The sequence below is a fragment of the Flavobacterium flavipallidum genome (assembly GCF_038289905.1).
GTDB lineage: Bacteria > Bacteroidota > Bacteroidia > Flavobacteriales > Flavobacteriaceae > Flavobacterium > Flavobacterium flavipallidum.
In genome coordinates, this window is sequence record NZ_JBBYHU010000001.1 from 25,142 (window position 1) to 44,848 (window position 19,707).

Annotated in this window: 22 protein-coding genes; 15 read left to right on the forward strand and 7 right to left on the reverse strand. The window is 33.6% G+C overall.

Annotated features, from left to right (window positions below; genetic code table 11):
- The first annotated feature begins 228 nt into the window (after positions 1 to 228).
- Positions 229 to 765, forward strand: a complete 537-nt coding sequence (locus tag AAEO59_RS00120; RefSeq protein ID WP_341698731.1) for a PH domain-containing protein — start codon at positions 229 to 231, stop codon at positions 763 to 765.
- Between the two features lie 33 nt (positions 766 to 798).
- Here the strand turns inward: AAEO59_RS00120 and AAEO59_RS00125 are convergent, their stop codons facing one another.
- A complete protein-coding gene (locus tag AAEO59_RS00125) occupies positions 799 to 1,662 on the reverse strand; it encodes a helix-turn-helix domain-containing protein (RefSeq protein WP_341698732.1) in 864 nt (287 codons plus the stop codon).
- Between the two features lie 91 nt (positions 1,663 to 1,753).
- Here AAEO59_RS00125 and AAEO59_RS00130 point away from each other — a divergent pair, with 91 nt between their 5' ends.
- Positions 1,754 to 2,116 carry a DUF983 domain-containing protein gene (locus AAEO59_RS00130; RefSeq protein WP_341698733.1) on the forward strand — a complete coding sequence of 121 codons (363 nt, stop codon included), beginning with the start codon at positions 1,754 to 1,756 and terminating at the stop codon, positions 2,114 to 2,116.
- 135 nt (positions 2,117 to 2,251) lie between these two features.
- Here AAEO59_RS00130 and AAEO59_RS00135 read toward each other — a convergent pair whose 3' ends face one another.
- The 4 genes from AAEO59_RS00135 to AAEO59_RS00150 all read right to left on the reverse strand — a co-directional run bounded on the left by AAEO59_RS00135 (position 2,252) and on the right by AAEO59_RS00150 (position 9,206).
- On the reverse strand, positions 2,252 to 3,661 hold the full coding sequence (locus AAEO59_RS00135; RefSeq protein ID WP_341698734.1) for a RagB/SusD family nutrient uptake outer membrane protein: 1,410 nt from the start codon (positions 3,659 to 3,661) through the stop codon (positions 2,252 to 2,254).
- A gap of 30 nt (positions 3,662 to 3,691) precedes the next feature.
- Positions 3,692 to 7,171, reverse strand: coding sequence for a SusC/RagA family TonB-linked outer membrane protein (locus AAEO59_RS00140; protein ID WP_341698735.1), 3,480 nt, complete (start codon positions 7,169 to 7,171; stop codon positions 3,692 to 3,694).
- A 91-nt stretch (positions 7,172 to 7,262) separates the two neighbouring features.
- The gene (locus AAEO59_RS00145; protein ID WP_341698736.1) at positions 7,263 to 8,447 is read right to left on the reverse strand and encodes a FecR family protein; all 1,185 of its coding nucleotides are present in this window, start codon (positions 8,445 to 8,447) and stop codon (positions 7,263 to 7,265) included.
- Between the two features lie 159 nt (positions 8,448 to 8,606).
- Positions 8,607 to 9,206 (reverse strand): RNA polymerase sigma factor, encoded by a 600-nt coding sequence (locus tag AAEO59_RS00150; RefSeq protein WP_341698737.1) that lies wholly within the window; start codon positions 9,204 to 9,206, stop codon positions 8,607 to 8,609.
- A 194-nt stretch (positions 9,207 to 9,400) separates the two neighbouring features.
- Here AAEO59_RS00150 and AAEO59_RS00155 point away from each other — a divergent pair, with 194 nt between their 5' ends.
- From AAEO59_RS00155 to AAEO59_RS00215, 13 genes are all read left to right on the forward strand, one after another.
- Entirely contained in the window at positions 9,401 to 9,976 is a 576-nt protein-coding gene (locus tag AAEO59_RS00155; RefSeq protein WP_341698738.1) for a Crp/Fnr family transcriptional regulator, read from the forward strand.
- Between the two features lie 178 nt (positions 9,977 to 10,154).
- On the forward strand, positions 10,155 to 10,871 hold the full coding sequence (locus AAEO59_RS00160; protein ID WP_341698739.1) for a pirin family protein: 717 nt from the start codon (positions 10,155 to 10,157) through the stop codon (positions 10,869 to 10,871).
- A gap of 11 nt (positions 10,872 to 10,882) precedes the next feature.
- The gene (locus AAEO59_RS00165; protein ID WP_341698740.1) at positions 10,883 to 11,167 is read left to right on the forward strand and encodes a GNAT family N-acetyltransferase; all 285 of its coding nucleotides are present in this window, start codon (positions 10,883 to 10,885) and stop codon (positions 11,165 to 11,167) included.
- A 26-nt stretch (positions 11,168 to 11,193) separates the two neighbouring features.
- The gene (locus tag AAEO59_RS00170) at positions 11,194 to 11,601 is read left to right on the forward strand and encodes an OsmC family protein (protein WP_341698741.1); all 408 of its coding nucleotides are present in this window, start codon (positions 11,194 to 11,196) and stop codon (positions 11,599 to 11,601) included.
- Positions 11,602 to 11,603: 2 nt separating this feature from the next.
- Entirely contained in the window at positions 11,604 to 11,837 is a 234-nt protein-coding gene (locus tag AAEO59_RS00175; RefSeq protein WP_341698742.1) for a (4Fe-4S)-binding protein, read from the forward strand.
- The gene (locus tag AAEO59_RS00180) at positions 11,830 to 12,360 is read left to right on the forward strand and encodes an NADPH-dependent FMN reductase (protein WP_341698743.1); all 531 of its coding nucleotides are present in this window, start codon (positions 11,830 to 11,832) and stop codon (positions 12,358 to 12,360) included. The genes AAEO59_RS00175 and AAEO59_RS00180 overlap by 8 nt, the downstream gene beginning before the upstream one ends.
- A gap of 136 nt (positions 12,361 to 12,496) precedes the next feature.
- Positions 12,497 to 13,171 (forward strand): response regulator transcription factor, encoded by a 675-nt coding sequence (locus tag AAEO59_RS00185; RefSeq protein ID WP_341698744.1) that lies wholly within the window; start codon positions 12,497 to 12,499, stop codon positions 13,169 to 13,171.
- A gap of 3 nt (positions 13,172 to 13,174) precedes the next feature.
- Positions 13,175 to 14,536, forward strand: a complete 1,362-nt coding sequence (locus tag AAEO59_RS00190; RefSeq protein WP_341698745.1) for a HAMP domain-containing sensor histidine kinase — start codon at positions 13,175 to 13,177, stop codon at positions 14,534 to 14,536.
- A 166-nt stretch (positions 14,537 to 14,702) separates the two neighbouring features.
- Complete coding sequence (locus AAEO59_RS00195; protein WP_341698746.1) at positions 14,703 to 15,230, forward strand: YceI family protein; 528 nt, start codon at positions 14,703 to 14,705, stop codon at positions 15,228 to 15,230.
- Positions 15,231 to 15,428: 198 nt separating this feature from the next.
- Positions 15,429 to 16,301, forward strand: coding sequence for an ACP S-malonyltransferase (gene fabD / locus AAEO59_RS00200; protein WP_055093653.1), 873 nt, complete (start codon positions 15,429 to 15,431; stop codon positions 16,299 to 16,301).
- Positions 16,302 to 16,467: 166 nt separating this feature from the next.
- On the forward strand, positions 16,468 to 17,256 hold the full coding sequence (locus tag AAEO59_RS00205) for a HipA family kinase (RefSeq protein WP_341698747.1): 789 nt from the start codon (positions 16,468 to 16,470) through the stop codon (positions 17,254 to 17,256).
- Positions 17,234 to 17,617: a DUF3037 domain-containing protein gene (locus AAEO59_RS00210; protein WP_341698748.1), complete on the forward strand. Its 384-nt coding sequence runs from the start codon at positions 17,234 to 17,236 to the stop codon at positions 17,615 to 17,617. Before AAEO59_RS00205 ends, AAEO59_RS00210 begins: the two co-directional genes overlap by 23 nt.
- Before the next feature lie 102 nt (positions 17,618 to 17,719).
- Positions 17,720 to 17,971, forward strand: coding sequence for a hypothetical protein (locus AAEO59_RS00215; protein WP_341698749.1), 252 nt, complete (start codon positions 17,720 to 17,722; stop codon positions 17,969 to 17,971).
- 63 nt (positions 17,972 to 18,034) lie between these two features.
- On the opposite strand, the gene AAEO59_RS00220 is transcribed toward AAEO59_RS00215, so the two are convergent.
- Both AAEO59_RS00220 and AAEO59_RS00225 read right to left on the reverse strand, forming a co-directional pair.
- Complete coding sequence (locus AAEO59_RS00220) at positions 18,035 to 18,478, reverse strand: nuclear transport factor 2 family protein (RefSeq protein ID WP_341698750.1); 444 nt, start codon at positions 18,476 to 18,478, stop codon at positions 18,035 to 18,037.
- Positions 18,479 to 18,480: 2 nt separating this feature from the next.
- Positions 18,481 to 19,614, reverse strand: coding sequence for a DegT/DnrJ/EryC1/StrS family aminotransferase (locus AAEO59_RS00225; RefSeq protein ID WP_341698751.1), 1,134 nt, complete (start codon positions 19,612 to 19,614; stop codon positions 18,481 to 18,483).
- Positions 19,615 to 19,707: the final 93 nt, after the last annotated feature.

Here is a 19,707-nt window from a genome sequence, read left to right on the forward strand (position 1 = left end):
AAATAAATACAATACTAAATGATAGCCTTTTTACCAAAAAAAGAGATATATTAATGTTATTGAGTTGTAGGCACATAGAATTGCTACAAAACTAAAAACACCTAATATGAGCCAAAAAACCCGATAGAGCAGATTTGCAATCCGTGCCAACAAAGTTGAGCAACTCGAACGCATAGCCCTAAAACGTTGGTGGTAACCACAAAAGCACATTATAAATTAACAAATGATATGAGAGCAGAAAATTTTGAACAAATTAAAACAGAAAATGAAAAATTTGTATGGACTGACAAACCAAACTTTTTGCCATTTATGGCAAGCTTAATTCCAATTTTTATATTCGCAATAATATGGGGAAGTTTTGATTTCTTTTTTTTTATAAAACCAATGCTTTTAGACAAAGAGCATTCTTCGAGTGTTGATACTTTTACAATTGCTTTTTTTGGTTTTCACCTCATACCAGTTTGGATAGCACTAATTTCATTGTTTTACCAACCATTGAATCATAAAAAAACATTTTATGCACTTACGGATAAACGAATATTGATTAGAAGTGGGGTAATTGGAACAGATTATAAGTCATACTCATTGAAAAGTATTTCTGATTTAAACGTAAATGTTGGTATATTAGACAATGCTAATAATACAGGAACAATTAGTTTTTGTACTGGTCATTTTGATAGTAATGGCAAAGCTGAAAAAGGAAAATTGATAGGAATTCAGAAACCGTATGAGATTTTTAAACTTATTCAACAAACTATAAATTAAGATTTTATAAAGCAAAATAATAACTCAAAAAAATCAATTCTTAAAAAATCGAAACTCAGTAGGAGTCATCCCGCTGTGTTTTTTAAACAAACGACTGAAATATGAATAATCGTCATAGCCTAAGACAAAAGCGATTTCATTAACGGTCCAGTTTTTATCCAGTAACATGCGTTTGGCTTCGAGAATAACCCTATTGACAATCACTTCGGTGGTTGTTTTTTTTAGGATATCCTTGCAAATTCGGTTTAAGTGTTTCAAAGTAATATTCAATTCTGAAGCATAAAAAGCCGCGGATTTTTCTTCTTTGTATTTTTGTTCCAAAAGCTGTTCCAGATTTTTAATCTTCACATTATACGTATGGGTTTCGTGAACGTGAATTTCATTGTATTTACGAGCTAATTCGATGTGAATTATGTCCAACAGGTTCATTATTTTATCCCGTTGAAAAATTTTAAGTGTTTGCGTTTCTGCCATCAAACTTTCAAAATAAGGCAAAACCGATTTTATTTCCTGATTATCCAATACAATTTCGGGACTATTTTGAATCGAAAAATAAAAGGGATACTCTTCTATAGTCTTATTTCCAAAATACAAATTGTACATTTCAGCAGAATAAAAAACAATAAACCCCTCAATATCTTCTGATAAAATCCAATGATGTATTTGTCCAGGTTGCAGTACAAAAGCACTTCCGGGTCCAATTTCAAAACGATCAAAATCGACCTCATGAATTCCTGACCCATTGGTAAACAACACCAATAAATAAAAATTATGACGATGCGGTTTTTCCACAAAACTATGGTTAATTAAATGATTCTTAAAAGTATTGACATACAAATCACTATTGACCGAATTACAATTGAATTGTTCGATACTATATATTGGATATTTTTTCATCGCAACAATGTCCTTTTTGTCCTATAATAAGCGAATATACAAAATAGCTAACAGTTGATTAATAAATACCTTTGAATAAAAAACAAGAATCATGTCAAAAACACTCCTTCATATCCTAAACAACGATTGCCCACATTGTCATCAAGGAAAAGTTTTTAAAGAAAAATCTATTTTTTTCAAATTCAGTTTTCCTAAAATGAACGAATATTGTCCGCATTGTCATTATAAATTCAAAAAAGAACCGGGCTATTTTTTTGGTGCCATGTATGTTAATTACGGACTAACGGTAGCAGAGGGCATCACCACTTATTGTATTGCCAATTTTTTCTTCAAAGAAACCTTCGACCTGAGGATTATCCCAATTATTATGACCGTAATTATTCTTATGGCTACCTTCAACATCCGATTATCCCGATTAATATGGATTTATATGTTTAAGAATTATTCTAGTTGAGAAAACAACAAACTATCCAGAGTTCGTTCATTTTTTAGTAAAAAATAATTGAAATAGACCAAAAAAAGACCGCTTAAATGCCAATACGACAAATAAGCGGTCCAAACTAACTAACCACTAATTTAATTTTCTATCTTATTTATAAGCTTCATTTTGAGTAATCACATTTGGATTTTGATTGATTACCAAAAATGGAATTGGTAGTAATAAATCGTCTTCAGTAATCGTGATGTTTTTGCTACTATTTTTAATTACCTGAATGGCTCTTCCGGTTCTTACTAAATCAAACCAGCGGTGAAATTCACTTGCAAATTCTACTTGACTTTCATGTTCTAATGCAAGTGCTACTGTATTGTACTGAGATGGATAACCAACAGCTCCATAAGCCGGCAAACCGACACGGGCACGAACTTCGTTTAGGTATTTTGGATCTGAAGTTGCTTCGGTTAACATTAAAAGTACATCCGCATATCGCAATATCATAAAATTATTATCCGAAGCTTCTCTTAAACCCGCAACAGGAGCAGTGGCATCCTTCCATTTTATAGTGAATTTCACATTTACAAATGAATTATTAGGAGTCGTATATCCGTTTTGAATAGAAATATCACGTCTTGGATCACCGCTTTCATAAGCATTCCACAAATCACTGCTTATTTGATTAAATCCTCCTCCCCATGCGGTAACCACACGGTTATCAACTGGTGTAAACATTGCCCAATACAAACTATAAGGATTAGAAACACCACCTTTATACTGAATTTCGAAAATTGACGATGCACCGTTCTTCTTTGTTTTATTCCATAAATCAGCATAAGGAACCAAACTAAATTTACCGTACACTTTCAACAAAGTTTCTTCGGCTTTTGGTTTATTCCCAATAGTTAAATACACTTTCCCTAATAAAGTATTCGCTGCTTCCTGACTGGCAGCGCCTACAAATCGCTGACTTGTTTTTACCGGCAATTTAGCTGCAGCAAATTCAAGATCCGAAATAATTTGAGTATAAACCTGATCTTTTGGAGTACGTCCTTGTGCATAAGCATCGGCAACACTTAAAGGAGAAGTCACTAGTGGAACATCACCCCAGGCACGAACCATATCAAAATAATACAAAGCACGTAAAAACTTTGCCTCACCTATTAGAGCATCTCTGGAAGCAAAATCTAATTTCTCAGCATTGACAATGATGTTATTAACAACATAAATAGCTTTGTAATAATTATTCCAAAAATTGTAAACCAACTCATTATCAATCGTCATTGTGTGCGATTCGAATCCTTCATAATCCTGAATTCTTCCGGCAGCATTATCACTATAAGCATTATCAGACATCAATTCGCCATAAAATGAAGGCAAGCTTTCAGGTCCATATAAGGTATAAAGTGAATTATAAGCCGACCATAATCCTGTTTCAATGTCTTCCTTAGATTTATAAAAATTCTCTTCATTAGCATTAGAAATAGGTGCTCTATCTAAAAAATCCGAACTACATCCAATTAGGAATAAATTACAGAATAGCAGGGTATATAGTATTTTTTTCATGTTCTTAAGTTTTAAATGTTCATCAAATTTTTAGAAACTGATATTTACACCGGCTGTAGCTGTAAAGGGATTTGGATAAGCTCCATAATCAAAACCAACCATTACGCCAGACTGATATGTACTACCTTCCGGATCATATCCTAAATAATCAGAAAACACATGTACATTTTCCATATTTATGTAAAATTTCACATTGCTTAATTTCCATTTTTCAACTAAGCTTTTCGGTAAATTATACCCCATTCGAATATTTTGAATTCGAACAAAAGAACCATCTTCAACCCAATAACTAGAACCAAAATCACGAACTGTTGTAGGTAACATACGTGGTTTAGGGGTTTTTCCGTCTCCAGGATCTGCATCTGACTTCCAATAGTTATTTACCACTGAATACATATTACGGTTTCCACCACCAACGCCTGATTTTAAATAGCGAGCATTATGATTCAAAATTTCTCCACCTTGAGAACCACGCAATAAAACGGATAATTCAAAACCTGCAAAAGAGAAATTATTGGTAAGTCCCCATTGAAAATCAGGCTGATAATTTCCTAAATAAGTACGGTCATTAGAATCAATTTTCCCATCTTCGTTAACATCTCTTACTCTTGGATCTCCTGCTTCACTGCCTGGCCAAACTGGATATGCATTACTGTCTAACTCAGCCTTTGACATAATAACTCCATCAACAACATAACCATAATACATCCCTATTGGTTTTCCTACAGCTGTGCGCGATGTCATACTACTCACATTTATATCAATTGGAGCATCATTTACACCTAATTTCAACACTTTATTGCGGTTAGCAAAAATATTAAAGTCGGTACTCCATTTGAATTTGTTATCGATATTTTGAGTAGTAAGATTTACTTCATATCCTCTGTTTTCTAATTCTCCAATATTGGTCAAAGTGGAAGAGAAACCGGAAAGAATTGGGATTGGTACATTAAGCAATAAATCTTTTGTTTTTGAATAATATATATCTCCTGAAAACTTTATACGTCCGTTTAAAGCACTAAAATCTACCCCAAAGTTGGTTTGACCGGTTTTTTCCCATTTCAAATTTTTATCCGCAAAATTAGACGTATATATTCCCTGATTTACTGTACCTGAACTCACATATGAATTATAACCTAAAACTCCGATGGAACCGTAATTTGGGATTTGATTATTACCGGTTGCCCCATAACTCAATCTTACTTTAAGATTATTTATCCAGGCTACCTCTTTCAAGAAATCTTCTTCTGAAATACGCCATGCTAAAGATCCTGAAGGAAAATAACCCCATCTATTGTTAGCACCAAAACGAGAAGAACCATCCGCTCTGATCGCTGCCGAAGCTAAATATTTACCTTTATACGAATAATTAGCACGAGCCAAATAAGAAACCAATGACCAGTCTTCCGAGAAAGTGTTCCCTGCATTAACTACACCTGCATTCAAAGTATGTACCAAATCATTTGGAAAACTACCCGCTGTCATTGTACTTGTATCTAAAGTTTGTTCCTGAGCTGAATATCCTGCTAAAACATTTAAATTATGATTTTGATTAAATGTTTTATTGTATGTCAAAGTCGTTTCAGAAATCCAGTTATTAGATTGCAACGTTTTAAAATCAGCCTGTGCCGGAACCCATCCGGAATATCCCCAGTTTTGACCTGCGTTCCAATAAAAATTATGAACAGTATTTTCAATATTAGAACTTGCCGAAGTTTTTAAAGTTAAATCTTTTATAATATCCCATTCTATAAAAGAGGCAACTGTTGAAATATTAGTTGTTTTTTTTGCAGTAGCCTCTCTTGTTAAAGAATAAGGATGCCAAAGTTGAAAACCATATTTAGAAAACGTATTCCATATTGATGTAGGATCTTTAAAACCAAGACTACCTGTTTCAACATATAATGGAAAAAAAGGATCACTTTGCAATGCCAAACTTACCACATCACTTTTCCCTCCTGTCCCATAAGGCGCTTCTTTTACTCGACTAAGACCTATGTTTAATCCCATACGAATATTATCATTAAACTTATGTTTTAGATTTGATCTTAGGTTAATACGATCGTAAGTATTCCTATCAACAACACCTTCAGAGTCCATATAACCCAATGAAGTCATAAATTGCGTCTTTTCATTCCCTCCAGAAGCCGATAATTGAATATTTTTATTATGCGCGGTTCTAAATACCACATCCTGCCAGTCAGTTCCATTCCCAATACGGGCTAACCAAATAGGGTCAGAAAACTCTACAGGAACAGTTACATTATTTCCTCTAGTAGCCGATGGATTAGCTGCTACAATAGTAGCCCATGAATTATTTCTTGCAGCTGTATTGAATGCAATAAACTCAGAAGCATTCATCATATCTGTTTTACGATTTACATGTGAAAACCCAGTTTCAAGAGTCGCATTAATTTTTGTTTTGCCAGCTTTTCCTTGTTTCGTTGTAATAATAACAACTCCATTAGCCCCACGGGAACCGTAAATTGCTGCCGATGAAGCATCTTTTAAAATATCAATAGATTCTATGTCATTTGGATTAATGGAATTCAACGGATTTCTATTGTAACTCAAATTACTTCCTGCACTAATACCGGTATCGGTTGAATTAGTTGTATTATCTTCTAATGGAATTCCATCGATAACGTAAAGTGGAGTAGTTCCTGCATTAATAGAAGAAGCTCCACGAACTTTGATTGTAGGCGCCATTCCAGGTGCTCCCTGCGATTGCGTAATTTGAACTCCGGTTGCCTGTCCGGCAAGAGATTGAAGAACATTTCCATTAGATCTGCCTTCTAGTTTTTCAGAACCAATAGAAACTATAGAACCTGTCAAATCTTTTTTCTTCACCGATCCATATCCTACCACAACTACTTCTTCGAGTTTAGCAGAATCTTCATCTAATTTAATTGATAGTTTGTTTTGACCGTTTAATACAACTTCTTTGGATTTAAATCCAATATATGAAACCACTAAAATGGCTTTATCACTTTTTACCTTTAATGAAAAATTACCATCAAAATCAGTTTGAACACCGTTTGTAGTTCCTTTTTCAACCACATTCACACCTGGTATTGGTTGACCAGAAGCATCCGTGATTTTTCCACTTATCGTTTTTTGCTGAACGGCTTTGACTTCAACAACTGTTTTCTCTTTAATAAAGATGGTATTGTCATTTGTTAATTCAAAGTCAAGATTATAATTCGAAAGGCACTGTTGCAATAACTTAGAAACAGGAATTGTTCCTTTTTTTAATTGAACATCCGGACTGTCTTTGAAAAATTTTCTGGGATAAACAAAGTTTAAATCAGTCTGTTGCTTTATAATCTTAAAAACCTCATAAATAGTGACTGACTGATCTTTTTCTATTATAACATTTGACTGTGCAAATGTCTTATCCATAGTAAGGCAAAAAACATTGGTACACCACAAAAAGATAAATGCTCTCAAAACAGTTCCTTTAAGCTTTTCTCCATAAAGAGTAAAGCCCTTACGTACTTTAATTTTCATAATTTTTTGGTTTGGTTGGTTTTACAATTGGTCAATAAAAACATATTGAAGTATTCATACCGGGGGCACTCTTACACTTCGTTCTGCTTTTTTACTCTAGAATTACTTGTTTGTCTTTTATTTCATAGTTTTTAATTATTTTAAAATTTTTAATACTCTTTAATATTTCATCCAGTGATTGGTTTTTTCTTAGAACTCCGTCAAAAATTTCATTTTCGATTGCTTTATTTTTGAAAATACAATCAAAATCATACCAACGAGATAATACTTTCATCATTTCTTTCAGGGTAATATTTTCAAAACTAAAAACACCTTGTTTCCATGATATTGCATTATAGACATCTATGTTTTGTACCGATACATTATTAGTTTTTAAATTGAGTTTCAATTGTTGATTAGGCTTTAATCGTTGCTTTCCGTTTTCCATTTTAACATCGACTTTACCCTCAACTAAAGTGGTGTAACTATTCGTTTCGTCTTTGTATGCTTTGATATTGAATTCGGTACCTATAACTTCAATTTCCTGCTTTTTGTTTAACACTTTAAAATGGGCTCCTTTATGCATCGTACTTGGCGAAACATCAAAATAAGCTTCTCCGTAAACCAATTCCACTTCTCTGGTTTTACCTTCAATGAAGGCGACAGGAAATTTTAATTGGGTTTCCGAATTCAACCACACCTGAGTACCATCCGATAATTTAATCATGAATTTTCCACCTCGGGGAATTGTCAAATAATTATAAACCAACTTAGCAGTATTGTTTTTCTCTGATTGATAAATTATAGCTTCGCCATTACTTTTTGCATTTTGCGTTTGTAAAGAGGCACCATTAGTCAAAACAATTTGCTTACCATTACTTAAAGTAAGTGTCGCTTTATCTGTTCCTGGCTCGGGGAAAGTGTTTTTTTGCACAATTACCGGAGTTGATACAATCTGCTTTTGAAAAACAATATCTTTAAAGAAATAAACAGAAGTTAAAACTCCTATAAAAATTGCCGCAGCAGCTGCATATTTTACAAAATAGAACTTCTTATTAAGTTTCAACTTAGAATCTTCTTGTGACATCGCTAATATTTTATTCTTAATGCGCACAATATCACTCTCCCTCATAAGTGGCTTATCCTCTAAAATTTCCAAAACTTCTTCAACGGTTGGTAATTGATTAGAATCTGTCAAACTTTTAAAGTAATGTACAACTTCATCAACTTCCTCTTTAGAACATTGATTAAGAATAAACTTCTTTAATAGGTTTTGTGTGTATCTATTTTGCTCCATAATAATTGTTGTTATATATAATACAGCTGAGAAAACAAAAAGTACTACTCAGTGTTATTATTTTTTTTGAAAAATAACAATAATTAAAAACAAATAGAAAAAAATAAAAAACAAACGCAAGTTTATTACGCCAAAAGAAAAAGAAAAATAATTAGAAAATTATTCCAACCAATGTGAAGAAATAAGTGTAATAAGTAGCGTTACATCTCCATGTGTTTCCAGATAAGTGCGAATTTCAGCCAGAGCTTTACTTATTTGACCTTTGACAGTACTCACAGAAATATTTAATTCTTTACTAATTTCCTCGTAACTCATTTCATTATTACGGGACATTTCAAAAATAATTCTGCGTTTAGGCGGAAGTTGTTCTATTGCTTTATTCTTGATAACATCATAATCAGCTTCAGCAATAATATCTTCGATAGGGCTATACGATTTTTGACTTTTATAGAAAACTTCTTCTTTTAATTTATGACTATTAGCCACTTTACTTATAAGATTAAAAGTCAAGTTTCTGGTAATTGTAAAAACATACGATTTGAATGACAAATCAGGATTGAGTTTTTCTCTGTGCAACCAAATATTCAAAAAAACATCCTGAACAATTTCCTCAGCAAAAGCATCATTTTTAAGCATCCTCAAACTGTAAGCATAAACATCATTGCAAAATATATTAAACAGCTCATTGAAGGCTTTCTCATTACCCCGCATAAGTTCTGTTACTAATAATTTACTATTTATTGCTTTTGTTTCAGCCATTTTATAACACTCTAATACTGTTTAATTATCAATCAATTACAAATAAATTTATCTCACAAAAAATGCTCTTCTGGAGTTCTTACCAATGCTAAAATAACAAATTATATCACAATGTAATGAAAACAAATGTATAAAAAACACCCATAACGCAGGAGTAAAATAACTATCTTGCATGAAAACAAAAAAATTGTATCATGCCCCTAATTATTGAGAACATAGAAAAACACGTAAGTCTTACTCCTGAGGAAAAAGAATTATTTTTAAGTAAAACCGAAATCAAAAAGTACAAAACCAAAAGTATTTTATTAAACTCAGGAGATATTTGTGAACACTCTTATTTTGTAAACTCCGGGGTATTAAGAAGCTTTAATATCAACGACAATATTGTCGAACAAGTTCTCAACTTTGCCAGCGAAGGTTGGTGGATGGCCGATATGTACAGTTTAATATCTAAAAAACCGGGAAATCTTTTCATAGAAGTTATAGAAGATGCCGAACTCGTTTTACTTTCCAAAGAAAATCAGGATTTATTATACACTGAAATCCCTAAGCTGGAACGTTTTTTTAGAATCCTCATCGAAAATTCGCTGGTTGCACATCAGGAACGACTAATGGATAATTTAAGTTTATCGGCCGAAGACCGTTTTGAAAAATTCTGCAAGCGTTATCCTAATCTCATTCAAAGAATTCCTCAAAAACAAATTGCCTCATATATAGGAGTTACACCAGAGTTTTTTAGTAAAATGAAAGCGAAATTATTGAGAAAATAGTGATCAGTGGTCAGTTTTAAGTGATCAGACAGTATTGTAAACATTCTGAGAAGAAGACTGAACACTAAATACTGAACACTGAATACTGAACATTGAATACTTTCTTAATCTAGGTTAAGTGCAAAACGCTTACAACGAATGTACATTTGTAATGTAATAATCAATAAACAAAAAAATCATGGCAACTACAGTTTTTCATAAAGCAGATACAAGAGGACACGCAGATCACGGATGGCTAAACGCTTACCACAGCTTCAGCTTTGCAAGCTGGTACAATCCTGATAGAGTAAATTTTGGAGCATTAAGAGTATTAAATGATGATACTATTGCAGCCGGAATGGGCTTTGGAACACATCCTCACGATAATATGGAAATCATTACCATTCCATTGGAAGGCGATTTAGCGCACAAAGACAGCATGGGAAATGAATCTACAATAAAAAATGGAGATGTTCAGGTAATGAGTGCCGGAACAGGAATCAGACATAGTGAATTTAACCCAAATGCTGATCAAAGAACTAAACTTTTCCAAATATGGTTATTCCCTAAAAAACGTGATGTAGTTCCTCGTTACCAACAAATTACGTTGGACAAATCATTAGAAAAAAATGATTTTGCTCAAATATTATCCCCAAATCCTGACGATGCCGGAGTTTGGATTCATCAAGATGCTTGGTTTTATTTAAGCGATTTCGACAAAGATTTCTCTAAAAAATTAGCTCTAAAAAAAGAAGGAAATGGTTTTTACATCTTAAACATTGAAGGAGAAATTGAAGTTAATGGTCAAAAATTAGAAACCAGAGACGGATTAGGAATTTCAAATATTGCAGAAATTGAAGTAAAAGCAACTTCAACCGCTAAATTTCTAATCATGGAAGTTCCAATGAATTACTAAACAAAGAAGCAATGGAAGAAATTATAGGTTTAGAATACAATGAAAAAAAAGGTTATTTTTATGTGAAAGTGAATGATAAAACAGAAGCTAAAATGACCTTTGTTTTCGCCGGGCCGCAAAAAATAATCATAGATCACACCGAAGTAAATCCCGGCAACAACGGTAAAAACTTTGGTAAAAAAATGCTAAAAAAAGCCGTAGAATTTGCACGGGAAATGAACCTTAAAATTCTTCCACTTTGTCCTTTTGCCAAAAGTGTTTTTGACAAAACTCCTGAATATGGAGATGTTTTGTAATCCAATAAAAAGATTTTGAAATTATCATGGGAAAATTATTAGAAAAAGACCTTACAGGACACATTGGTACGCAAAAATATCTATGCACAATCAACTGGAGAAACGGCCAGTTGATTATGGATGAACCAGAGAGCAATGGCGGAAAAGACTTAGGACCTGATCCTTTTTCGGCACTTTTAGCTTCATTAGCTGGTTGTACATTGGCAACTTTGAGAATGTACATCGATCGAAAAGGTTGGGATATTCCTGAAATCAACATCACAGTAAATGCACAACAGCAAACAGAAGGCGAATTAGAAACCATTTTTTCAAGAGAAATTTCATTTCCAACAACAATTTCACAGGAACAAAAAGACCGATTATTGTTAATTACTGAGAAATGTCCCGTTTCTAAATTACTCAAAGGAAAAATAAGCATTAACACCACATTGTAATTATGAATCCGAAAGACATTACCAAAGAATATTCTAATGGCGAAGTGACCATTGTGTGGCAATCGGCTAAATGTATTCATTCTGCAAATTGCGTCCGAAATAATCCTGATGTTTTTCGTCCAAAAGAACAACCTTGGATTCATCCCGAGACTTCAACAACCGAAAAAATTATCGAAACTGTAAATAAATGTCCTTCGGGAGCTCTAACCTACTTTTTAAACAAACAAAATGACTAAAAAAATTATCGCTTTTGGAGCTTCTTCAAGCAAAAATTCCATCAATAAACAATTAGCTACTTATGCTGCCTCCCAATTTGAAAATACTGAGGTGGAAGTACTGGATTTAAACGATTACGAAATGCCTATTTTCTCTTTGGACAGGGAATCTGAAAATGGTATTCCGGAACTGGCTAAAGATTTTTACAATAAACTGGGAACCGCTGATTTAATTATCATCTCATTTGCAGAACACAACGGCGCTTATACCACTTCCTTCAAAAACATTTTTGACTGGACTTCCCGAATCAATTCGAAAAACTTTCAGCAAAAACAAACTTTAATCATGGCTACATCTCCGGGGCCAAGAGGAGGTGCTTCGGTTTTAGAAATTGCAAAAAACCGCTTTCCATTTCAAGGTGCAGAAATTAAAGGTAGTTTTTCTTTACCAAGTTTTGGAGAAAATTTCGATAAAGAAAAAGGAATTACTAATGAAAAATTAAAAAGCGAATTGTTTGAAATTATTCAATCAATCGAACTTTAACGAAACAGAATTAAGTTTTCAAAGCGTTGCTTCAAGCAGCGCTTTTTTTATTTTTGTAGGTCAGAAAATATTAACTGCTGATTTTGTCTATTTTTAAGACCACAATATTTATTTTTGAAAAAGAAAAAAATCATTTATGAAATTACTCATTGTTGAAGACGAACCTAATCTTTTATCCATTTTACGAAAAGGACTTTCGGAAAAAAACAATGAGGTAAGCGTAGCTCTTGACGGCACAACCGCTTTAGATATGATTATGAATCATAATTTTGATGTCGTTATTCTGGACATTATGCTTCCGGATATTAACGGAATCGAAATTTGCAGAAGACTGAGAGCTTCTAAAAACTTTGTCCCAATATTACTCTTAACTGCTCTAGGAACAACCGAAAACATTGTCACAGGACTCAACTCTGGTGCCGATGATTATCTGGTAAAACCTTTTAAATTTTCTGAATTAGAAGCTCGAATTGCTGCTCTAGCCCGAAGATCAGTTCAGGAACACCGTCCTAATACATTGATTCAAATAGAGGATTTAGAAATTGATAACCGAGCCAAATCAGTAAAAAGAAATGGCGAAATCATCCAACTAACCGCTAAAGAATTTAAATTATTAAACTATTTAGCCAGTAATTCAGGTACAATTCTATCCCGAGAAGACATTTTAGAAAATGTTTGGGACATAAATTTTGACATGAATACCAATGTAGTTGATGTCTATATCAATTACTTAAGAAATAAAATTGACAAACCCTACCCTATCAAATTAATTCAAACTATTAAAGGTTTAGGCTATCTTATTAAATCATAATACATGCAAATTAGAAAAAAAATAACCATTACTTATATCGCTCTTTCGGGCTTTAGTACTTTGCTTTTGTGCATCGTTATTTTTTCTCTTTTAAAGCAAAACAACCAATATTATTTCATCAAAAGACTCCAAGACAGAGCTAAAATTGCTTCCTCGGCTTATTACCAAAAAAATCCTGAACATAAAGATTACTTCAAAGATTTTAGAAAAAAAGGGCTTGAAGAACTTGTTGAGGAAAAAGATTTTATTTTAAAAGTTAGTAGCAAAAACACTTTTGAATACAATACCGATTTACACCTGCCGCCAGAGTTTTACAAAAACATAATGAAACAAGGTTCGAGTTGGATTGAAGAGAATCATCGCTATTATTATGGACAAATATTCAATGAGGAAAATCAAAAACATATTGTGATTGTTACCGCTATTGATCGCAGAGGTGATACTAGCACGATTTACTTTTTGCAAATTTTAATTATTGGCGGAATTGGATTTATATTTCTGGCTTACTTTTTTGGAAAATTCTTAGCTCGAACAATTATTAACCCTATTGCCCGAATCACGAATGAAGTGCATAGGATTAGTGCCTCCAATCTTCACAATCGATTGGCTGATACAGACGGAAAAGATGAAATTTCAGATTTGACCAAAACCTTCAACGATATGTTGGACCGCTTGGAAACCTCATTTGAAATCCAAGCAAATTTTATCAATAATGCTTCGCATGAACTAAAAACGCCAATAACCACCATTATTGCCGAGACTGAAATCATGCTCTTAAAAGAAAGAGAAACTGAAGAATATATTCATTCACTTGAAAACATTAACAGACAAGCTTCGAAATTAGGAAATCTTACGGAAAGTCTTTTAAAATTAACACAAACAGGTTACGATGGCACGAAACAGGTCTTGGATGTAGCTAGAATTGACGAAATTCTACTGGAGGTAAAAGCCTTTATTGATACCTTATTCCCTGACAACCGAGTAAACATTAAATTAAATACCATTCCGGAAGATGAATCCTTATTAAATATTCCATGTAACATCCCTTTGTTAGAATTGGCTTTGAATAATATTATTTCTAATGCCGTAAAATATTCCGATAACAATGAAGTATTTGTAAATCTTTCGGTTGACAATTCTAAAATTAAAATTGCCATCACTGATATTGGTATTGGAATTCCACCTGAAGACATTCCTTACCTATATGAACCTTTCTTTAGAGGCAAAATCGCTTCTAAATACAATGGTTACGGACTTGGATTACCATTAGCAATGAAAATTATACGAATGCACAATGGAGAACTTCAAATTCAATCCGAAACAGGAAAAGGAACCGTTGTAAACATTACTTTCGAAAAAAAATAACTCAAAAAGTTTTTAGTCGATAACTTACTGTAAAACAAACTCAATACAACCGTCCTGAAGCTTTTAGGACGGTTTTTTATTTCTTAATCTAGGTTAAGTGCTCCATCCCTATAGTCGCTGTAAATTTGTCATATCAAATTAAAATTAATAATAAAAACATATAATTATGGCAACTACAAATTGGACAATTGACCCAACTCACTCAGAAATCGGTTTTAAAGTAAAACACATGATGTTTACTAATGTTTCCGGAAAATTCAACGAATATGAAGCTACTATCGCTACTGAAGATGACAACTTCGAAAACGCTAACATCGAATTTTCAGCCAACATTGATTCCATAAGTACTAATAATACGGACAGAGACAATCATTTAAAAAGTGCTGATTTTTTTGACGCTGATAATTTCCCTAAGCTAACTTTCAAAGCAACCTCTTTAACCAAAAAGGGTGAAGATTATGAAATTGCTGGTGATCTAAGTTTAAGAGGTGTAACAAAATCAGTTACACTTCCTGCAGAATTCAGTGGATTAATGAAAGATCCTTGGGGAAACACTAAAGCCGGATTAAATATTTCAGGTAAAATCAATCGTAAAGACTGGGGATTAAACTGGAACTCTGCCTTAGAAGCAGGAGGTGTTTTAGTGGGCGAAGAAGTAAAATTAAATATTGAATTACAATTGGTTAAACTATAAATTAAATTTCAAACCCTATTATTTACCAGAAAACCACTTGACTTTTTATTAGGTTAAGTGGTTTTCTTTTTGCTCGAAAAACAACTTTGAATATAAATTCTAAAAAAGTAGTACTTTTGCATCCCGATTGACTATTTTTCAATCTTTAAATAATGTCACCCTGAGCACAGTCGAGGGGCAAATCTTTAAATTAAAAACATGAAAGCATACGTATTTCCAGGACAGGGAGCTCAATTTACAGGAATGGGTAAAGACTTATATGAGAACTCACCACTAGCAAAAGAATTGTTTGAAAAAGCTAACGAAATATTAGGTTTCCGCATTACAGACATCATGTTTGAAGGTACTGCAGAAGAATTAAAAGAAACTAAAGTAACACAACCGGCTGTATTTTTACACTCGGTAATTTTAGCTAAAACTTTAGAAGATTTCAATCCTGAAATGGTTGCCGGACACTCTTTAGGTGAATTTTCAGCTTTAGTGGCTAATGGTGCTTTATCATTCGAAGACGGATTAAAATTAGTTTCTCAAAGAGCTTTAGCGATGCAAAAAGCTTGCGAAATAACACCTTCAACAATGGCTGCTGTTTTAGGATTAGCTGACAATGTAGTAGAAGAAGTTTGTGCTGCTATCGACGGAGTTGTAGTCGCAGCTAACTATAACTGCCCTGGACAATTAGTAATTTCAGGAGAATTCAAAGCAGTAGAATTAGCTTGCGAAAAAATGAAAGAAGCTGGTGCTAAACGTGCTTTATTATTACCTGTTGGTGGTGCTTTCCATTCACCAATGATGGAGCCGGCAAGAGAAGAATTAGCAGCTGCTATCGAAGCAACTACTTTCTCTACTCCTATCTGCCCTGTTTATCAAAATGTAACTGCAAATGCCGTTTCGGATGCAGCAGAAATCAAGAAAAACTTAATCATCCAATTGACTGCTCCTGTAAAATGGACACAATCAGTACAACAAATGATTGCTGACGGAGCTACATTGTTTACAGAAGTTGGTCCTGGAAAAGTATTAACAGGATTAATTGGGAAAATCAATAAAGAAGCGGCTACGGCAAATGCTTAAATAGTACACAGTCATCAGCCCCGATAGTTATCGGGATTAGATTTCAGTAATATATAAAGAATCCTCATGAACTTATGTTTGTGGGGATTTTTTATTTCAACACAATTGTCCTATCAAAATTAACTTTTGGAATTTTAGCTATCTTTGTTTTTAAGATTTTCTTTTTATGATTTCAAATTTACGAACTGTAAACGTTATCCGTTACATCACACCACTTCGGGAAGGGGGCTCCTTACCTGCTCTGGCAGAAGCAGATGACGATTTTAAATATGTATTAAAATTCAGAGGTGCTGGTCACGGTGTAAAAGCTTTAATTGCTGAATTCTTAGGTGGTCAAATCGCTAAATTCCTTGGGCTTCCGGTTCCTGAATTAGTTTTTGCTGAATTGGATGAAGCTTTTGGAAGAACAGAAGCTGATGAAGAAATTCAGGATTTATTGAAATTCAGTCAGGGATTAAATTTAGGATTGCATTATTTATCAGGAGCAATTACCTATGATGCAGCTGCCAATGATTGTGAGGCATTATTAGCATCAAAAATTGTTTGGCTAGATGCTTTTATTACCAATGTTGACCGAACTTTTAAAAACACTAATCTCTTAATTTGGAAAAAAGAACTTTGGTTAATTGATCATGGCGCTTCTTTTTATTTCCATCATTGGTGGACTAATTGGGAGAAAACAGCTGTAACTCCGTTTGCTTTAATTAAAGACCATGTTCTATTACCAAAGGCTTCAAGACTGGATGAAGCACATCAGGAATTTACCGCTGTCTTAAACGACACTTTTCTCAAGGAAATTGTAAATCAAATTCCGGAAGACTGGTTACAATGGGATGATCAAACGATAACAGCCGAAGAAATCAAATCCGTTTATTTTCGATTTTTAAGCATGCGTTTAAAAAACGCCGAAATATTTCTAAAACAAGCTCAAGATGCACGAAAAACACTTATATGATTATGCGGTCATTCGTGTGGTACCCAAAGTAGAACGCGAAGAATTTATCAATGTAGGATTAATGCTGTATTGCAAGCGTCAAAAATATTTACGTATTCAGTATCGAATTCCTGCAGCTAAAATCAGTGCTTTTTGCAAAGAATTTGATTTGGACCAACTCAAAATCAATTTGGACTCATTTGTAGCCATTTGCGAAGGCAAAAAAGAAGCAGGCCCGATAGCACAATTTGAAAAAGACGAACGTTTTAGATGGCTTACAGCGGTTAAAAGTTCTAGCATACAAACCTCCAGACCTCATTCGGGATTTAGCAACAATTTAGACCAAACTTTTGAAAAACTATATTCTGAATTAGTTTTGTAAAAGAATTGCTTTGATAAACACATCCTCGTAAGCGGAAGTTTACGGGGATTTTTTTATATTTGAAAGACATCATTTTAAATATAAACCTCAAATATCCTACAAATGAAAAAAACAATTTTAGCGGCAGCTTTTATGCTAGTTGCAATGGCATCCTGCCAGGACAAAACAAAAGACAAAATCGAAGATGCTAAAGAAGCTGTTGGAACCGAAGTTGAACAAAAAATGGATACTGTAAGTGAAAAAGTAGAAAAAGCCATAGATTCAACTCAATCAAAGACAGGAAAAATCCTTGAAAAAGGCGCTGAAAAACTTAATGAAGCCGCAGATAAACTAAAAGAAGCTTCTAAAAAATAGTCAAAAAAAAATCCCAAACTATCAATTTTGATAATTTGGGATTTTTGCATTTTATAAGTTTTCTTATTGAGGCAATTTAAAAGCTTGTCTCGCTATTAGCAACCACTTGTTTTTTTGCTTTTGCCAAACTAATACGTTGCCAATTTTGATATCCTTTTCTACTCCACTGTCTTTAGTATGTGCAGCCAAATTATGCCTTACAATAGCAACATCACCGCTTATTTGAATACTTTGATTTTGAAATTCTATCGTCACAAAATCTGATTCACCATTGAGTAATTTTTCTATAAAAACTTTTTGATCCTGAAGCACACCACTAGAATGTCCGTAACTTAAACCCGATGAAGTCAACGCTTTTAAATTGCTTTCTGTTGGATCAATCAACGCTTTACGAAAAGCTTCAACACGATCAGCGACTGCTGTTTCTTCTTTAGAAATTGGTTTTGTTTGTGCCCAATTTGAAATCGAAATCAAAACTAACACAACTGTAATTACAATTTTTTTCATACTTATTGATTTAAAAATTCCAAAACAGAATCAGTGATAAATTGGATTTGTTCATCGTCTAATTCGGTATGCATTGGTAACGAAATTACTTCCTGAACCAATTGATTCGTTACCGGAAAATCTTCTTCTTTGTAACGCACATCTACATAAGCCTTTTGCGAATGCAAAGGAATTGGATAATAAATAGCACAAGGAATTCCTTTATTTAATAAATGCTGCATCAATCCGTTTCTGTCTTTATCAACAATTCTCAAGGTATATTGATGAAAAACATGATCATTTTCATTTGCATCAAATGACGGAGTAATGATATTTGGATGTGAACCTAAAGCCGCGTTATACTTGGTTGCAGCCAATCTACGCGCACTGTTATAATCATTCAAAAATGGCAATTTCGCATTCAAAACCGCAGCCTGAACGCTGTCTAAACGAGAATTAACTCCTACCACATCATGATGATAACGCTCGTACATTCCGTGATTTACAATTCCGCGAATGGTGTGCGCCAAAGTATCATCATTGGTAAAAATGGCTCCACCATCTCCGTAACATCCTAAGTTTTTGGACGGGAAGAACGAAGTTGCTGCTACATGACCAATAGTTCCTACCTTAGCTTTTGTTCCATTTGTAGAAACAAAATCGGCACCTATGGCCTGTGCATTATCTTCAATAACAAATAAATTATGCGCTGTAGCCAGTTCCATAATAGCATCCATATTAGCCGCACGACCAAACAAATGAACCGGAACAATCGCCTTGGTTTTTGGAGTAATAGCTGCTTTGATTTTTTCCAATGAAATATTCATATTGTCTATATCAACATCAACTAATACCGGAGTCAGTTGCAACAAAGCAATCACTTCAACAGTTGCAGCAAAAGTAAAATCGGCAGTAATAACCTCATCACCTGGTTGCAAACCTAATCCCATCATAGCAATTTGCAAAGCATCGGTTCCATTGGCACAAGGAATTACATGTTTAACACCTAAATAATCCTCTAAAGCTTTTTGAAACTGATGTACCTGTGGTCCATTAATATAAGCCGTATTATCTAGAACTTCCTGAATACCGGCATTTACCGTAGCAGCAATTTTATCGTATTGACTTTTCAAGTCAACCATTTGAATTTTCTTCATTTCAACTTTATTATATAGTTAGAAAGCTGTTGTTTTTACATTTATAAATTTCAACTAAACTTTCGCAAAAGGGAAACAAAAATAGCTATTATT

What these genes read in the sequence shown, in the direction of transcription:
- AAEO59_RS00195 (WP_341698746.1), top strand. Translation starts at nt 14,703, where the DNA reads ATGGCAACTACAAATTGGACAATTGACCCAACTCACTCAGAAATCGGT.
- AAEO59_RS00165 (WP_341698740.1), top strand. Translation starts at nt 10,883, where the DNA reads ATGGAAGAAATTATAGGTTTAGAATACAATGAAAAAAAAGGTTATTTT.
- AAEO59_RS00185 (WP_341698744.1), top strand. Translation starts at nt 12,497, where the DNA reads ATGAAATTACTCATTGTTGAAGACGAACCTAATCTTTTATCCATTTTA.
- AAEO59_RS00145 (WP_341698736.1), bottom strand. Translation starts at nt 8,447, where the DNA reads ATGGAGCAAAATAGATACACACAAAACCTATTAAAGAAGTTTATTCTT.
- AAEO59_RS00210 (WP_341698748.1), top strand. Translation starts at nt 17,234, where the DNA reads ATGCACGAAAAACACTTATATGATTATGCGGTCATTCGTGTGGTACCC.
- AAEO59_RS00205 (WP_341698747.1), top strand. Translation starts at nt 16,468, where the DNA reads ATGATTTCAAATTTACGAACTGTAAACGTTATCCGTTACATCACACCA.
- AAEO59_RS00130 (WP_341698733.1), top strand. Translation starts at nt 1,754, where the DNA reads ATGTCAAAAACACTCCTTCATATCCTAAACAACGATTGCCCACATTGT.
- AAEO59_RS00155 (WP_341698738.1), top strand. Translation starts at nt 9,401, where the DNA reads ATGCCCCTAATTATTGAGAACATAGAAAAACACGTAAGTCTTACTCCT.
- AAEO59_RS00135 (WP_341698734.1), bottom strand. Translation starts at nt 3,661, where the DNA reads ATGAAAAAAATACTATATACCCTGCTATTCTGTAATTTATTCCTAATT.
- AAEO59_RS00150 (WP_341698737.1), bottom strand. Translation starts at nt 9,206, where the DNA reads ATGGCTGAAACAAAAGCAATAAATAGTAAATTATTAGTAACAGAACTT.
- AAEO59_RS00140 (WP_341698735.1), bottom strand. Translation starts at nt 7,171, where the DNA reads ATGAAAATTAAAGTACGTAAGGGCTTTACTCTTTATGGAGAAAAGCTT.
- AAEO59_RS00170 (WP_341698741.1), top strand. Translation starts at nt 11,194, where the DNA reads ATGGGAAAATTATTAGAAAAAGACCTTACAGGACACATTGGTACGCAA.
- AAEO59_RS00220 (WP_341698750.1), bottom strand. Translation starts at nt 18,478, where the DNA reads ATGAAAAAAATTGTAATTACAGTTGTGTTAGTTTTGATTTCGATTTCA.
- fabD (WP_055093653.1), top strand. Translation starts at nt 15,429, where the DNA reads ATGAAAGCATACGTATTTCCAGGACAGGGAGCTCAATTTACAGGAATG.
- AAEO59_RS00175 (WP_341698742.1), top strand. Translation starts at nt 11,604, where the DNA reads ATGAATCCGAAAGACATTACCAAAGAATATTCTAATGGCGAAGTGACC.
- AAEO59_RS00225 (WP_341698751.1), bottom strand. Translation starts at nt 19,614, where the DNA reads ATGAAGAAAATTCAAATGGTTGACTTGAAAAGTCAATACGATAAAATT.
- AAEO59_RS00215 (WP_341698749.1), top strand. Translation starts at nt 17,720, where the DNA reads ATGAAAAAAACAATTTTAGCGGCAGCTTTTATGCTAGTTGCAATGGCA.
- AAEO59_RS00160 (WP_341698739.1), top strand. Translation starts at nt 10,155, where the DNA reads ATGGCAACTACAGTTTTTCATAAAGCAGATACAAGAGGACACGCAGAT.
- AAEO59_RS00190 (WP_341698745.1), top strand. Translation starts at nt 13,175, where the DNA reads ATGCAAATTAGAAAAAAAATAACCATTACTTATATCGCTCTTTCGGGC.
- AAEO59_RS00180 (WP_341698743.1), top strand. Translation starts at nt 11,830, where the DNA reads ATGACTAAAAAAATTATCGCTTTTGGAGCTTCTTCAAGCAAAAATTCC.
- AAEO59_RS00120 (WP_341698731.1), top strand. Translation starts at nt 229, where the DNA reads ATGAGAGCAGAAAATTTTGAACAAATTAAAACAGAAAATGAAAAATTT.
- AAEO59_RS00125 (WP_341698732.1), bottom strand. Translation starts at nt 1,662, where the DNA reads ATGAAAAAATATCCAATATATAGTATCGAACAATTCAATTGTAATTCG.